The organism is Bremerella sp. JC817 (assembly GCF_040718835.1).
GTDB lineage: Bacteria > Planctomycetota > Planctomycetia > Pirellulales > Pirellulaceae > Bremerella.
Genome location: NZ_JBFEFG010000274.1, coordinates 518,892 through 533,268 on the forward strand (window position 1 = coordinate 518,892; position 14,377 = coordinate 533,268).

General features: G+C 57.8%; 12 protein-coding genes. All 12 read right to left on the reverse strand.

What is annotated here, in order from left to right; genetic code table 11:
• Window positions 1–107: 107 nt before the first annotated feature.
• Window positions 108–740, reverse strand: coding sequence for a hypothetical protein (locus AB1L30_RS16275; RefSeq protein ID WP_367014478.1), 633 nt, complete (start codon window positions 738–740; stop codon window positions 108–110).
• A 93-nt stretch (window positions 741–833) separates the two neighbouring features.
• Window positions 834–1,556: a 1-(5-phosphoribosyl)-5-[(5-phosphoribosylamino)methylideneamino]imidazole-4-carboxamide isomerase gene (gene hisA, locus AB1L30_RS16280; RefSeq protein WP_367014479.1), complete on the reverse strand. Its 723-nt coding sequence runs from the start codon at window positions 1,554–1,556 to the stop codon at window positions 834–836.
• Window positions 1,557–1,672: 116 nt separating this feature from the next.
• Window positions 1,673–2,281: an imidazole glycerol phosphate synthase subunit HisH gene (hisH, locus tag AB1L30_RS16285; RefSeq protein WP_367014480.1), complete on the reverse strand. Its 609-nt coding sequence runs from the start codon at window positions 2,279–2,281 to the stop codon at window positions 1,673–1,675.
• 161 nt (window positions 2,282–2,442) lie between these two features.
• Window positions 2,443–3,243 carry an OmpA family protein gene (locus AB1L30_RS16290; protein ID WP_367014481.1) on the reverse strand — a complete coding sequence of 267 codons (801 nt, stop codon included), beginning with the start codon at window positions 3,241–3,243 and terminating at the stop codon, window positions 2,443–2,445.
• A gap of 96 nt (window positions 3,244–3,339) precedes the next feature.
• Window positions 3,340–3,894: a hypothetical protein gene (locus tag AB1L30_RS16295; protein ID WP_367014482.1), complete on the reverse strand. Its 555-nt coding sequence runs from the start codon at window positions 3,892–3,894 to the stop codon at window positions 3,340–3,342.
• Window positions 3,895–3,983: 89 nt separating this feature from the next.
• A complete protein-coding gene (locus AB1L30_RS16300; RefSeq protein ID WP_367014483.1) occupies window positions 3,984–5,285 on the reverse strand; it encodes a prepilin peptidase in 1,302 nt (433 codons plus the stop codon).
• A gap of 1 nt (window position 5,286) precedes the next feature.
• Entirely contained in the window at window positions 5,287–5,829 is a 543-nt protein-coding gene (locus AB1L30_RS16305) for a shikimate kinase (RefSeq protein WP_367014484.1), read from the reverse strand.
• A gap of 5 nt (window positions 5,830–5,834) precedes the next feature.
• Window positions 5,835–7,325, reverse strand: coding sequence for a shikimate dehydrogenase (aroE, locus tag AB1L30_RS16310; protein ID WP_367014485.1), 1,491 nt, complete (start codon window positions 7,323–7,325; stop codon window positions 5,835–5,837).
• 93 nt (window positions 7,326–7,418) lie between these two features.
• Window positions 7,419–9,356 carry a DNA mismatch repair endonuclease MutL gene (gene mutL, locus AB1L30_RS16315; RefSeq protein WP_367014486.1) on the reverse strand — a complete coding sequence of 646 codons (1,938 nt, stop codon included), beginning with the start codon at window positions 9,354–9,356 and terminating at the stop codon, window positions 7,419–7,421.
• A gap of 36 nt (window positions 9,357–9,392) precedes the next feature.
• On the reverse strand, window positions 9,393–10,841 hold the full coding sequence (locus tag AB1L30_RS16320) for a sigma-54 dependent transcriptional regulator (protein WP_367014487.1): 1,449 nt from the start codon (window positions 10,839–10,841) through the stop codon (window positions 9,393–9,395).
• Between the two features lie 82 nt (window positions 10,842–10,923).
• A complete protein-coding gene (locus tag AB1L30_RS16325) occupies window positions 10,924–11,715 on the reverse strand; it encodes an ATP-binding protein (RefSeq protein WP_367014488.1) in 792 nt (263 codons plus the stop codon).
• 85 nt (window positions 11,716–11,800) lie between these two features.
• On the reverse strand, window positions 11,801–14,053 hold the full coding sequence (locus tag AB1L30_RS16330; protein ID WP_367014489.1) for a polyribonucleotide nucleotidyltransferase: 2,253 nt from the start codon (window positions 14,051–14,053) through the stop codon (window positions 11,801–11,803).
• Between the last annotated feature and the right edge of the window lie 324 nt (window positions 14,054–14,377).

Below are 14,377 nucleotides of genomic sequence, written 5' to 3' on the forward strand. Positions count from 1 at the left end.
TGTTTATGGCATCTGAAAACTGGTTTTCAGTGTCAGTCTGTGGTGTTCAGGTCGGGGTAATTGCTCCGAGATGAATCAAGTTACATGTGTCATATTCTATTATAGTATTATCGACTTAATGCGGGAGAATTACCGGTCCGAGTTATTCCAAATGGTGGAAATTTCTCGACCGGATGTACCTGGACAATCAACACATGATGTTCCTTTTCATTGAACTGCGACGCGACCAAAAGGTAAGCTTCTGGTGCGTTGCCTTCGTATAAGAATCGCTCCTCAATCCGATCGGAACGCGAAACCTGCTCGGTCGCCCAGGCTTCGCGATCATCCTTCTGATGGCGCAGGTTTAACTGCATCCGAAACTGCAGTTGTCCACCAGAATTTCTCACACCGAAGAAGCCTGCAATTTGTCCGGTGTCGAATAAATGGCGAGGTGCGGTATCGGATGGAAACAGTTCGGGATAGATGAATGAACTGGCATGTGCGACCGCCGGCCAATCTCCGACGTGCACCTCGTTCTCGAGCAAAGGTTTGCTGGAACCCTTCAGTAGCGAGGCGCGTTGCTGCTCGGTGATCACGGCCCAGGCAGAGGTCGAGTTCGCCATGGGGTTCCACGTCGTGTCGATCGCTTTGACATCGAAAGTTGGCAGATCGTAAATCTGATAAAGAACGACCGCCTTGGCAGGTCGATGGTATCCCCAGATTCCCAAGCCGATCGCCAACAGAGTGACGATCAGCATCATGGTTCCCAGACTGAATCGAAGCGAACTTCGACGAGCCGAGCGTTGGGGTTGGGATTCAGAAGGTTCCAAACGCTCAGGCTTCATGGCAGGCAGTTACCTCACGCCACCGGCAGCTTCCACTGCCTGACTGACGGTTAAACGTCCTTCGTAGAGCGAACGACCAACGATGGCACCATCGAGACCTGCTTGAGCCAGGTTCGTGACATCTTCGACGGTAGTCACGCCGCCCGAGGCGACGACCGGCAGACGGACGGCCTGCTTCATAGCTTGCATCGCTTCGACATTCGGACCGGCCAGCATGCCGTCGGTCGCGATGTCGGTGTAAATGAGGGCGGCGATAGGCAGGTGCTCGTACGTCTTCGCCAGATCGATAGCCGACGTGCTGCTCACTTCCAACCAACCATCGGTAGCGACCATGCCTTCTTTGGCATCGATCCCCAGCACAAGCTTCTCGGGGAACTTCTCGCACATCGCGGCGAACCAGTCTGGTTCTCGCAGGGCTTTAGTTCCGATCACCAAACGAGCCAATCCGAGGTCGAGTAGCTGCTCGATCGTTTGCTCATCGCGGATGCCGCCACCCACTTCGCAAGGAATATCGACCGCCGAGACAATGGCGGAGATCGCGGCACGATTCTTCAGGCTGCCATCTTTGGCACCATCCAGATCGACCAGATGCAGACAGTCGGCACCTTCACCAACCCAACGCTTGGCCATCTCGGCGGGGTCGTCGCCATAGACCGTTTCGCGGTTGTAATCCCCTTGCTGGAGTCGGACACACTTGCCGCCGAGGAGATCGATCGCGGGCCAAATCTGCATGGTGGGTTCCTTTCTGCACCACACGATCGAAACCGGTGGCGTTCTGGCAATATCTCAAATAGGGAGAAACACGGCAAGAAAATTCCTGCCGCCGGGAAGTTAGACCGCCGTCGGCCTTACGCCAATTCGGCGAAGTTCTGCAGCACCTTCAAACCAGCATGCTGGCTCTTTTCAGGGTGGAACTGCGTCGCGTAGAGATTGTCTTTCCAGACAGCCGCACAAAATCGACCGCCGTAGTCCGCCTCGATCGCAACGACATCCGTATCTTTGGGAACGACATAATAAGAGTGGACGAAATAGAAGTTCGTCCCTTCGTCGATCCCCTCGAAAATCGGCGGCTTGTGGAGGAAGCAGGCCTGATTCCAACCCATGTGGGGGACTTTGTAGCCATGTGGCAGGTCGAACTTGACCACTTCGCCTGGCAAGATCCCCAGGCCTTCGTGCTCGCCACCTTCGTAGCTGACGTCGAACAGCATCTGCAGACCGAGGCAAATCCCCAGAAACGGCGTGCCTGCTTCGATCTGATCTTTGATCGGACCTACCAGGTCACGGCGACGTAGCTCGTCGACGGCGTCGCCACACGCCCCGACGCCTGGCAAGACAAGCTTGCTGGCCGACGCGATTTCCTTCGGATCGCTGGTGATATGGGCCTCGTGCCCGGTTCGCTCGAAAGCTTTTTGGACACTGCGGAGGTTTCCCATCTGGTAGTCGACGATCGTAATCATCAGCGAACGAATTCTCTTCACGGGACAGTACGAACAGGCCAGCAGCCGGAGATGAAAGGATTCCCCTGGCGGACACAAACGACGAACATAAGTTCGCCTAGGCCACCCATTGTAATTCGTCCGCCCCCATTCTGGCAGACGTGCCCCGGCAGAGATCGCCGCTAGTTCGACGATTCGGCGTAGATCACCAGGTCGACGCGACGATTTCGCTGCTGCCCGGCAGGGGTCGCATTGGAGACAACCGGGTGGTTCGAGCCATGCCCGACGACCACAATCCGTGACGGATCGAGCCGATAACGGCCGGTCAACTGGTCGAAGATCGACTGAGCCATGCTGGCCGAAAGCTGATGATTCGACGTATAGGGCGGATTGACCGGCTGGTTGTCGGTATGCCCTTCGACCCCAATCTTATTGGTGGGGAAGTCACGCTGCAGAATACTGCTGACCTGAGACAACACATTGTCGGCATTGGGGCTCAGCGAGTTCGTTCCGGGATGGAACAGCATGTCGGCTGGAATCTCGATGCGAATGACATCGCCATCTTGCCGGGCCGTTACCCCAGGGATTTGAATTTTGCTGAGATCCGCGGTCAGGCTGTTGTTCGGGCGAATGACAGCTCCCCCTCGATACTGGGTCGAAGCGAGGAGCGTTTGCACCTTTTCATCTTTCTCTTTCGCCATCTGCTGCGACTGGGCGAGCTGATTAGCGGTGTCTCCGAGCTGCCGACGAACCAGCGTGAGTTCGTCTTGCAGGATCTTCGATTGCTGTTGGGCTTGGGCCAACTGCGAATGGAGATCCTGATTCGAGGCATCCAGTCCCGACGCCCGGCGTTCAAATTCAGCGATCTGAGCCTGGGTTTGCTGCTGCGCAAGCACCTGCTGCTGACGCCAGGCTGCATTCTGATTGCAACCGAGGCCAGCAACTGCTAGCGAAACGAGTGTCAGACAGCAATGGCGAAACATGGCAGGCCGTGTCGACAAAGGGCCGAGGAAACTTGAGGGAAAAATCTGATTTGCGGCGGGATATTAACAACCCACCCAATCGTCGACAAGGCCGATTTAAGAAAGCGAAGCGTCGAAAGTCTCGTCGCAGCCAAGAGATTCGTGGCGAAAGTGCCCCGATAGGCGTTCGACTGCTGGCAGCCATGCATGCTGAGGGTACTGGCCGTAATAGCGTTTGATGAAATGCCTGCCGGGCAGATGCTCGCAGTGGGTTTCCCATCCAACCCGCTGCATCAATCGTGTGCTGATTCGTTCGTTCGATAGCTCGCAGACGGTCGCATGAACGCGGCGATGGGCGGCGACCCAGTCCAACACTTCTGCACTACGACGAAGCGTCTTCCAACTGGTCTGCCGCGTCGACTCGACATAGGCCAGCGTCAGAAAGCCGGGCGAACTGAGCGGCAAGTTGTAATACAGCCGGCAGTGATCGCCCCCTTGGGCATGCTTGCGGCGCCCCAGCGTGACGATCTCGAGCCGCGAGATCAGCTTCGGCCAGGGTCGAAACGACAGCCCGCGGAAGTCTCCTTCCTCAACGCAGATCACGCCATAGCGTCGCTGGCGAACCAGCGCGGCAGCGTCGTTCAGATTGTCGATCGTTTCAAACCAAAGCATCGGTGAGCTCCCTGGAAAAAGGATAGCTCACCAATTGAGGTCAGGTCGCAACGATTTTTCGGCCGAATCCCTTCGATCCGCGTTGACCGTTACTTCGCTTCTTCCGGGTAGATGAACGTGAATTTGATCCAGACCCACGCGGTCAGCATCACGCCGAGCACGACCGGCAACGCCAGGAACAGTGCCGGCAGCCAGACTCCCAGTCCCAGGAGCGGACCATACTGCTGCCAGATCTTCGCCCAGAAAACCATCGTGACCAGCGTCCCGATACATAGATAAGGACCATACGCCAGGTAAGCGTCGCCCGTCAGCAGATAGTTGATGATGGCAAATACGCATGCAATAAACGGCGCCAAAAAGAAGATCACCATCACCGGTTGCCAGCCGATATAGGCACCGATCATGCACATCAGCGTAACGTCGCCGAAGCCCATCGCTTCTTGTCCCATGGCAAAGCTGGCGAAGAAACGCACCATCCAGATCAGCATCCCTGCGAATGACATCCCCAGCAACGAGGTGAACACCATCTGCCACGTCGCCGGTCCGCCCCAAAGCCAGGCCGCCGTCACAAATAAAACCAGAAACGCGAGTAGCGTCAGATAGAACCAACGGAAGGCGTAGCGAACGAAGCTCGCGATTAAATAGCGAAAGAACTTGGCCATGCCCCACTTAGTCCAAACGATCTTCGGAGAAAGGGCGAACCACCATCCAACGACCAGGAACAAACCAATCGCGAGTCCCCACGGTCCGTTGAACCATGCAGGCCAGGCATCCAACGTGGCGGCATCCAACGGCACCGCTTCAATCGCACGCCCTGCCGGTGCGAGACCAAAGTAAGGAGGACCGCCTGGGATCGGCAATCCCACGAAGGGAAGCAGCCAGCAAAGCACCAGGCCGATCACAAAACCAGGGACGGTTACCAAGTCAGGGATTGTCCGCGAGTCGAAGTCGACAAACGTGGCAATCACCATCAGCGAGATCAGCACGATATGCTGCACAAAGAGCGAGTGGATCGCCCCTTGGCTCATGGCGGTGTTGATGGTGATCGAGGCGAGTTCGCCATCGACAAGCCAGTGATAATACCAGGCGAAGAAGAAGCCGCAGCCCAGTTCGACGAAAAACGGCTGCACCCAGTGGGCGGTGCCATGCAACTTGCTTTCGCGAGCCAAACCAAGCCAGCCGAAGACGGGGACCTTATCGAAGATACTGCGAGATGGTGCCCCGGGAAGTGGCTTCGACCAGGGATCGTAATGTTTGGGGACCCAGGTCCAGCGATAGACGGCCCGGTTCAACTGTCCTCCGACCACCGTTCCGAGCAGAAACAGCAGGATCAAGCGAACCGACATCGAAAGGTTCACCCACAAATCAACGAGGTTCTCCCACCAATTCACGTTACGGCTCTTTCTGCGTTAAAGACGACGGGAGTTGGTCGAGAATCGACTGAGCCACGTCTTCGGGCGTCTTGCCCTCGGTTTCGATCACCAGATCAGCACATTGTTGATAAAGGGGAAGTCGCGCCGCGAGGACTTCTGCTATCTCTTCCAGCGGTGACTTGCCCGTCAGACTGGGGCGCTGCGTATGGGTCACTTGATCGAGCGAGAGCCGCCGGGCAATCTCCTCCGGCGGAGCGGTCAGCCAGACGGTGAAACAACGATCGGCGATGCGTGCCCGATTCGATTCGCGAAGGATGACGCCGCCACCCAGCGAAAGGACATGCTCGCTATGTTCGGTCAATGTTTGCAACGAACTCGATTCCAGGTCCCGAAAAGCAGCTTCGCCTTGATCGGCAAAGATCTGAGCGATCGTTCGGCCGGCGGTTTGCTCGACATGGACATCGGCATCGACCATTGGCCAGCCCAACGACTTTGCCAACAGGCGAGCCACATGCGACTTGCCCGTTCCACGATAACCAATCAGTGCCAGGTTCATTGCCATGCTGTTTAGTTGGTTCGCACAGCCCCGGTCATTCGCTTGAGCGTGCTACGCATCAGCTCGCGCGAGGTGTCGACCCCGGTGAAGTGCTTAAACTGCAAGGCAGCCTGACGTACGAACATTTCGACGCCAGTCACCACGCGGGCCCCGGCTCCCTTGGCCTCTTTGATCAGCAAGGTTTGCTCCGGGTTGTAGACCGTATCGAAGACCACCATGCTCGGCTTGATCCACTTTTTGTCGAACGGCGATTCGTTGACATTCGGATGCATGCCGACCGGGGTGCCATTGATCAAGATGTCTGGCTGAACCGAACCGCGATCGTCCCAGTGAATCGAACGGCAACCGAAGTGCTTGGCTAGTTCTTCGGCGTTCTCGAGTGTGCGACCAGTGATCGTCACGGCGGCCTTGCGTTGCAGCAACGACCAGACAATGCCGCGTGCCACGCCGCCGGTTCCCAGCATCAGCACTTTCATGCCTTCCAGCGAACCATCACGATTCTCAGCTGGAAGCATCGTGTCGATGCTTTCCATGGCGGCGGCACAGTCGGTGTTGTAACCGAACGGACCACCTTCGCCGAAGATCACGGTGTTGGTCGCACCCACGCCCTGGACGGCATGGTCAGCGACTTTGACGAACTTCGCGGCGACTTCCTTGTGCGGAATCGTCACGCTAAGTCCCTTCACTCCAAGCTGCGGGCAGACTTCGTTCAAGAAGACCGAAAGATGTTCGCGAGGCACACGGAACGGCAGGTAGCGCCGGTCCATCCCTTGTTCGCTGAACGCGGCATTGTGCAGATGCGGGCTGAGGCTATGTCCGACCGGATCGGCCACCACGCCGAACAGCTCGGTGTTGTCAGTGATCTCTTCGTAGCGATAGAGATCGACCATCTGCCGGAAACCGATTTGGCCCGGGGCGAGGGTTCTCTCGTTGGAGCTGGTCGCGTAGGTGAACGGGCAACCGAATCGCCCACCCAGAATTCGCGACGGCATTCCCATGTCCCCCATGCAAAGTCCGATCGTGGGAATCTCGCTGTTGCGGGCCAGTTCCAGGATCCGAACGTTGTCTTGCGGCGAGTTGGCCATCGTGGCGATCTTGATGATATCGGGATCGCACTGCTGCATCTTCTTGTGCAGCCCTTCCAGATCGGCAGGAGTCTCGCGGAAGTTGTGGTAGCTGATGATGCGTTTCGTCTTGCCATAGCGTGGCACGGCCGCTGCGATATCTTCTTCGAGATCGATGTAGTCAGCCCCTTCGGCAATCGCCGTTCGCAAGACCATCTGCCGTTCGGCTTCGTCCCCGTTGTAACGTCCCCCGTCACGTTCGCGACGGTAGGTCACCACGACTGGGCTGGGGCGATTTTCCAGCAGACGGCGGAGTTTGATGGCGCCGTTGATGTAGTCGAGGCGCAATTCGCACAGTTCGGCACCTTGTTCGACCAGGTGCTTGTGCTCGGCGATAACGTGTTTGTGTCGGCCGCGGCCGATACTGACGCAGATCATAGGTCTATCTCAAGTCGCCTGGCTGGGAGTAGGGCCAATGGGGTGGATAACAGAATAGAACGACACTCCCCTGGCCAGGGGAAACTCTCTATTTTAAGTCCGCTGGAATCTCCGGTCGAGTTCCTCTTTGGTAAAGACCAAAGCGGTGGGTCGCCCGTGCGGACAGTGGTGGGCATCCTGACAAAGGTGCCGAAGTTCCAATAAAGCGTCGATTTCCTCGGTCGAAAGGCGATCTCCCGCCTTGATTGCCGCCTTGCACGACATCATATGGAGCAGCTCGTCGAGCAAATCTCGCTTTTCGAGATTTTTGCCGTCGGTCATCAGGTGATCGATCATATCGCGGACGATTTCGGCCGGTTTGCGGCGTCCGAGGATCGCCGGGTAGCTGCGAATGAGGATCGTATCGCCGCCGAAGGCTTCCACCTCCAGGCCGATCTGGGCCAAGGTATCGGTGGCGGCTTCGACCGCGGCGAACTCTTGAGCGGCCAGGTTCAACGTTTCTGGAACCAACAACCGCTGCACTTCCAAACGGCGAGCCAACGCCTTTTCGCGTAACTCTTCATACAGAATACGCTCGTGCAAGGCATGCTGGTCGATGACCGCCATTCCTTCGTCCGTTTCCGCAATTAGATAACGGTTGTGAAGCTGGATGGCACGTTGCTGAGAGCCGATCCCGGTGCCGCGAACTTCCATCTCGCCGAACGAGTCTGGCTCGACTTCGGCGGTCGCGTCGGCTTCGGCTTCTTCTTGTTCTCGAAGATGAGCTGGCGTGATCCCGCTTGGGATTGGGGGCAAAGGCAAGCTGCCAGCGCCGACGGCCGAACGCTGGATCGGATTCAGCTGCAGCGGCGTTCGTCGATCCGATCGGAAGTCGAGATCGAAGTCGGTCTGTCGGCGAGCGTTCGGATCGCTCTCGCCGCTGTTGCTTTCGACCGCCCCTTTGGCCCAGGCCACCAACTCTTCGCGCAAGTTCTCGGCCGATTGGCCGTTGCCTGCCACGCTGTCCCCGTCGACATCGGCCGGGCGATAAGTCGCGTCGAGGTTCGAGGCGAGAAACTTCGTTCGGAGCGTACCCAGCAGTTGGCTGTAGATCCGTCCGCTATCTTGGAAACGAACTTCCAGCTTCGTTGGATGGACGTTCACGTCGACCATCTCGGGCGGCATGTTCATCCGCAGGAAGGACATCGGATAACGGCCATGCAGCAGCAAGCCACGATACGCTTCCCCCAGCGCATGTTGCAGAGCCCGGTCTTTGATAAATCGGCCATTCAAAAACAGATACTGCATCCGGTTGTTGCTACGGCTGAAACGCGGATTGCCCACGTAACCTCGCAGCGTGACCTGATCGTTCTCGCTGTCGACTTCGATCAACTGATCGGCAACCTCCGCCCCGAAGAATACCCGCACGCGATCGCGAAGATCGCTGCAGGGAGGCAAGTCGTGCACCATCCGCTGACCATGCTTCAGCGTGAAGTGAACCTGCGGATGCGCCAACGCGATGCGGGTGAACGCTTCGCTGATGTGACCGAACTCGGTCTGGGTTGTCTTTAAGAACTTCTTGCGGACCGGCGTGTTGTAGAACAGGTTGCGGATCTCGAGGATCGTGCCGGGTGGGCAACCGCACGGCTGAGCTTCCTGCACGTTTCCACCATGCACCAGCATCTCGCTGCCGCAGTCTTGATCGTGAGGACGACTTCGCAGCAGGAAGTGGCTCACTTCCGAGATCGACGCGAGTGCTTCGCCGCGGAAACCGAGCGTCCGCACATGGAATAATTCTTCGGCACTGCCAATCTTGCTGGTCGCGTGCGAAGCGATTGCCAGGGGCATGTCTTCCGGCGAGATCCCGCAACCATCGTCGGCAATGCGAATCAGTTCGGTGCCGCCATGCTCGATGGTGACGTCGACGCGGCGGGCTCCGGCGTCGAGCGAGTTTTCCATCAACTCTTTCACGGCGCTGGCGGGGCGTTCGATCACCTCGCCGGCCGCGATCTTGTTGACGACACTTGCAGATAGCTGTTGAATCTTCGGCATCCGCTGCCTACTCCCCTTCGGTTCGGCCTGGCGAAACTAGTCGCCGCGTAGTCCGTATTCTTTGATTTTCCGGTACAAGGTCCGCTCGCCGATGCCCAGCATCTTGGCGGCCTCTTCGCGATTTCCACCGGTCGACTTCAAGGTCTCGCCGATGAGCCACTTTTCGACTTCACTGATCGGTTGACCGACCATGCTTGGCATTTCGCCATTGCCAGCGACGGCTGGTTTCGGATCGACCGGCGGGACCAGGTCGTCCCCTTCCTGGATCAATTCGGGGGGCAGATCGTCCAGACCGATCGTGCCATCCAAGTCGAGCACGACCATGCTCTCGGCGAAGTTTCGCAGTTGGCGAACGTTGCCGGGCCAATCGTATTCCAGGCATCGCTGAAACACGGTGCGATCGATCCCGCGAACCTTCTTGTCGTGCTTCTTCGAGAACACTTTCAGGAAGTGATCGAACAGCGGCAAGATGTCGTCAGGGCGTTCTCGCAGGGCGGGTAACTGGACGGTGACAATTCGCAGACGATGGTACAAGTCGGCCCGGAAGGTACCGGCGGCGATCGCCCCTTCCAGGTCGCAGTTGGTTGCCGAAAGCAAACGAACATTAATCCGGATCGGCTTGTTTTCACCAACGCGGGTGATCTCGCTCGATTCAAGGACACGAAGTAGCTTGACCTGGGTGGGCATCGGCATGTCACCGATTTCATCGAGGAACAACGTCCCGCCATTGGCATACTCGAGGCGGCCAATGCGTTCGCTGGCAGCGTCGGTGTAAGCCCCCTTCGCGTGACCAAACAGTTCGCTCTCGAGCAAGTGCTCGCTCAGCTCGGCACAGTTCAGCGGGACGAACGGCTTCTTCTTGCGGGGACTGTTTTGATGGATGGCCTGGGCGACGACTTCTTTACCCGTTCCCGTTTCCCCAAGGATCAGCACGCTGGCGTCGGTCGGAGCGATACGCTGCAATCGCTGCACGACTTGCCGCATCTTGTTGCTGGAATAGATGAGCCCCTCGAACCCAAACTTCTCGTCCAGCCGCCGCATCAGTTCCGAGTTCTGACGTTTCAGCTGAATCGTCTCGGCCGCTTTGAGGGCCGCGGCTCGCAGCTTATCTGGGGTAAGCGGCTTCTCGAGGAAGTTCAGCGCCTCTTTCTGCATGGCAGCCACCGCGGTCGAAACGGTCGCGTGCCCGGTCACCACAATCACTTCGCAGTTGGGGCGGCTCTCTTTGGCAAGCTGCAGAATGCCCATACCATCGATGTCGTTCATGACCAGGTCGGTGACGACGATCTCGAACGGTTCTGCGACGATCTTCTCGGCCCCTTCGGGACCGCTGGTGGCGACGGTGCAGACAAACCCGATCCGCTCAAGGCTTTCGGCCATGGTCATGGCGTGGGCCTTGTCGTTGTCGACTACCAGTACGCGGAACTGATCCGGCTGAACTGGAGCGGCATCGGTTTGAACTTCATCCTGTGGCGTCGTTGTCATGCAGACCATCCTACCGAAGATGGGGCGAATCCTCTAGAACCGAATGCCGCTCCCCTCCCCTTCTCCATTGGGGGGAATCGCATTATCCGGCGGCTTCTTCAGAAGCATCGGCCGGCTTTTGTCCGATTCGGGGGGGAAGCGGAAATTCGAGCGTGAACTGCGTTCCTCGGCCCAGTTCGCTTTGGACATCGATGATCGCGTGATGCGCTTCGATGATCTTCTTCGCCAACGGCAAGCCCAGCCCTGATCCCCCTTCTTTCGTCGAATAAAAGGGATCGAACATCCGAATGGCGGTCGTGTCGCTCATGCCGCAGCCGGTGTCGACCAATCGCAGCAGCACACCACTGCGAAACTCGCGGGTCTGCACCATTAGCGAGCCACCATCCGGCATGGCCTGGATGGCGTTGACCACCAGGTTCAACAAGGCCGAATAGAGCAGTTCGGCATCGAGGTCGATGCTGGGCAGTTCGGAATCGAGATAACGAATGATCTCGACACCTTGCTGATTGGCTTGCGGCTCGACGAAGTTGAGGACACGTTCGATCTGCTCGTTCAAGTTGCCCGGCAACAGGTTCAGATCGCGAATCCGAGCGAACCGCAGGAAGTCGTCCAGCAAGCCCTGCAGCCGCTGACATTGCTCTTGAACCGTCGCGATCTTTTGCTTCGCGCGGCGCTGCTGCGGCGTTTGAGGATCTTCCATATCCTCGGCCAGCAGTTCCATGTTCATTCGAATGACCGAGAGTGGCGTCTTGATTTCGTGTGCCAACGAACCTGCCAGCCGGGCGATCTCGTTGTATTGATCGACCAGGTACTGATCGCGCGACTTTTCGCGAACGGGTTCGGAGTGTTCGCGCGAGGAAGAATGCGGATCCATGGATAGGCCTCACGAAAAAAGCCCGGAGTGATGAACACTCCGGGCAGATCTATTCTCGATGGAAATCAGAATCGCTGCTGATTTCTTAGTCTTCGCGACGAGGACGACGAGGACGACCGCCACGGTCACCACCACGTCCACCGCGATCGCCACCACCACGGCGGTCACCGCCGCGATCACCACGGTCGCCACCGCGACCGCCACGCGAACCGGCAGCTTCGAGCTCATCGCCTTCTTCGCCGGCTGGAGCTTCACCACCTGGCAACGTGGCCTTGTGGCTCAGCTTGACGCGATCGTGTTCGTCGACCAACAGGACCTTCACGGCCAGGATATCGCCGACCTTGACGACCGAGTTGACGTCCGAGACGTATTCGGTCGACAGTTCCGAGATGTGGCACAAGCCGTCACGACCTGGCAGGATTTCGACGAATGCACCGAAGTCCTTAACGCTGGTGACACGACCTTCGTAGATCTTGCCAACTTCGACTTCGCCGGTGATCGCCTGGACGCGAGCCATGGCAGCTTCGGCCCATTCCTGGTTGCCACTGGCAACGATGACGGTACCGTCGTCTTCGACGTCGATGGTCGCACCGGTTTCTTCCTGGATGGCACGAATCGTCTTGCCGCCAGGACCGATCAGCAGACCGATCTTGTCTGGGTTGATCTTGGTTCGCAGCATGCGTGGAGCCCATGGCGATGGTTCGTCCTTCGGCTGGCTGATGGTGGTCAGCATCTTGCGAAGGATTTCGATACGGGCTTCGCGAGCCTGAACGAGGGTCTTACGAATGATGTCTTCGTTGATACCCTTGATCTTCAGGTCGAGCTGGATACCGGTGATACCGTTCTGGGTACCGGCAACCTTGAAGTCCATGTCGCCATGGTGATCTTCTTCGCCCAGGATGTCGGTCAGCAGGACGTAGTCGTCCCCTTCCTTCACCAGGCCGATCGAGATACCAGCCACTGGGTTGGTGATTGGCACACCAGCAGCCATCAGGCCGAGGGTCGCACCACAGACCGAAGCCATCGAGCTGGAACCGTTCGATTCCAGAATGTCCGAGATGACACGGATCGTGTAAGGGAAGTCTTCTGGACCTGGCAGCACTGGGTTCACGCTACGTTCGGCCAGAGCGCCGTGACCGATTTCACGTCGGCCTGGGCCACGAATTGGACGACATTCACCGACCGAGAAGCTCGGGAAGTTGTAGTCCAGCATGAACTTCTTCGAGTACTCGTCGATCAGACCGTCAACGCGCTGTTCATCGCGAGGCGTACCCAGAGTCACCGTGATCAGCGACTGGGTTTCACCACGTTGGAACACGGCCGAGCCGTGAACGCGTGGCAACACGTCGACGCGGCAAACGATCGGACGCAGGGTCTTGGTGTCACGACCATCGGTACGCGTACCGCTGAGGATCAGATCGCGAATAACGCGTTCTTCCATGTCGTGCCAGGCGGTGCCGAAAGCACCTTCGTCGATCGCACCTTCTGCGGATGGATCTGGGATCAGCTCTTCTTTGACCTTGGTCTTCAGTTCGCGAACCTTTTCGGCGCGGTCCTGCTTGCCAGCGGTCTGCTTGGCCGATTTCAGGTCAGCGTAGTAGCTGTCCATCAGACGCTGGTACAAACCACCGTCGTCTGGTTCGGCGAATTCCATCTTGGTGGGAGCGACCTTTTCGGCCAGTTCGATCTGCAGATCGCAGATGTCCTTGACGATGCTATGAGCCTTCATGATCGCTTCGGCCATCTCGTCTTCGGGCATTTCCCGCGAGAAGCCTTCGATCATCAGGACCGATTCCTTGTTACCCGAAATGATCAGGTCGAGGTCGCTGTTTTCCAGCTGCTCGAAGGATGGGAAGGCAACCAGTTCGCCGTCGACACGACCCATGCGAACCGCACCCAGTGGGCCCTGGAACGGCAGGTGCGAAATGCACAAAGCAGCCGAGGCACCGATCATGGCCAGAACGTCACCGTCGTGTTGACGATCGCTCGCAACCACGTTGGCTTGAATCTGAACTTCGTCGTGGTACCCCTTCGGGAACATGGGACGAATTGGGCGGTCCATCAAACGGGACGACAAAATTTCTTTGGTGGTCGGGCGACCTTCTCGCTTGATGAAACCACCTGGGAACTTACCAGCCGCAGCGGTACGTTCGCGATAGTCACAGGTCAGCGGGAAGAAGTCGGTACCAGGTCGAGAAGGACCAGAGACGGTGGCGACAAAAACAACCGTTTCGCCATATTTAACGAGCACTGCCCCGTGGGCTTGCTTGGCTAGAAAGCCGGTTTCGAGGGATAAGGTTTCACTTCCAACTTGCTTCTCTACACGAATTTCTTCCACTTTTTCCGTCCTACACAGCGCACCGGAAGCTTTCCGAGAGGGCTTGCGCCAAGAGGGTCAGGGCCTGAAGGAGAGAGGGGCCCGCCAGTTGGAACATCCGATGCTTGGTTCAATATAAGGGTGGGGGCAGCTGTATTGATCTCTGAAATTTAGAGCAGCACCCCGTAAGGTTGCCCCGCCAGCCTAGTCAATCCACTACCGGCGAGGCGTGGTAAAGACGCGTCCAGCCCAGAGGCGCGCGTCTTCAGGCTAAATCCATTGCCACAGTAACTTAAGAGGCTCGTTCTGAAGAAGAAACGAGCCTCGTGCGACCAGACCGAAGCA

What these genes read in the sequence shown, in the direction of transcription:
- hisA (WP_367014479.1), bottom strand. Translation starts at nt 1,556, where the DNA reads ATGCAGATTTGGCCCGCGATCGATCTCCTCGGCGGCAAGTGTGTCCGA.
- aroE (WP_367014485.1), bottom strand. Translation starts at nt 7,325, where the DNA reads ATGATCTGCGTCAGTATCGGCCGCGGCCGACACAAACACGTTATCGCC.
- AB1L30_RS16290 (WP_367014481.1), bottom strand. Translation starts at nt 3,243, where the DNA reads ATGTTTCGCCATTGCTGTCTGACACTCGTTTCGCTAGCAGTTGCTGGC.
- AB1L30_RS16295 (WP_367014482.1), bottom strand. Translation starts at nt 3,894, where the DNA reads ATGCTTTGGTTTGAAACGATCGACAATCTGAACGACGCTGCCGCGCTG.
- AB1L30_RS16275 (WP_367014478.1), bottom strand. Translation starts at nt 740, where the DNA reads ATGATGCTGATCGTCACTCTGTTGGCGATCGGCTTGGGAATCTGGGGA.
- mutL (WP_367014486.1), bottom strand. Translation starts at nt 9,356, where the DNA reads ATGCCGAAGATTCAACAGCTATCTGCAAGTGTCGTCAACAAGATCGCG.
- hisH (WP_367014480.1), bottom strand. Translation starts at nt 2,281, where the DNA reads ATGATTACGATCGTCGACTACCAGATGGGAAACCTCCGCAGTGTCCAA.
- AB1L30_RS16320 (WP_367014487.1), bottom strand. Translation starts at nt 10,841, where the DNA reads ATGACAACGACGCCACAGGATGAAGTTCAAACCGATGCCGCTCCAGTT.
- AB1L30_RS16325 (WP_367014488.1), bottom strand. Translation starts at nt 11,715, where the DNA reads ATGGATCCGCATTCTTCCTCGCGCGAACACTCCGAACCCGTTCGCGAA.
- AB1L30_RS16305 (WP_367014484.1), bottom strand. Translation starts at nt 5,829, where the DNA reads ATGGCAATGAACCTGGCACTGATTGGTTATCGTGGAACGGGCAAGTCG.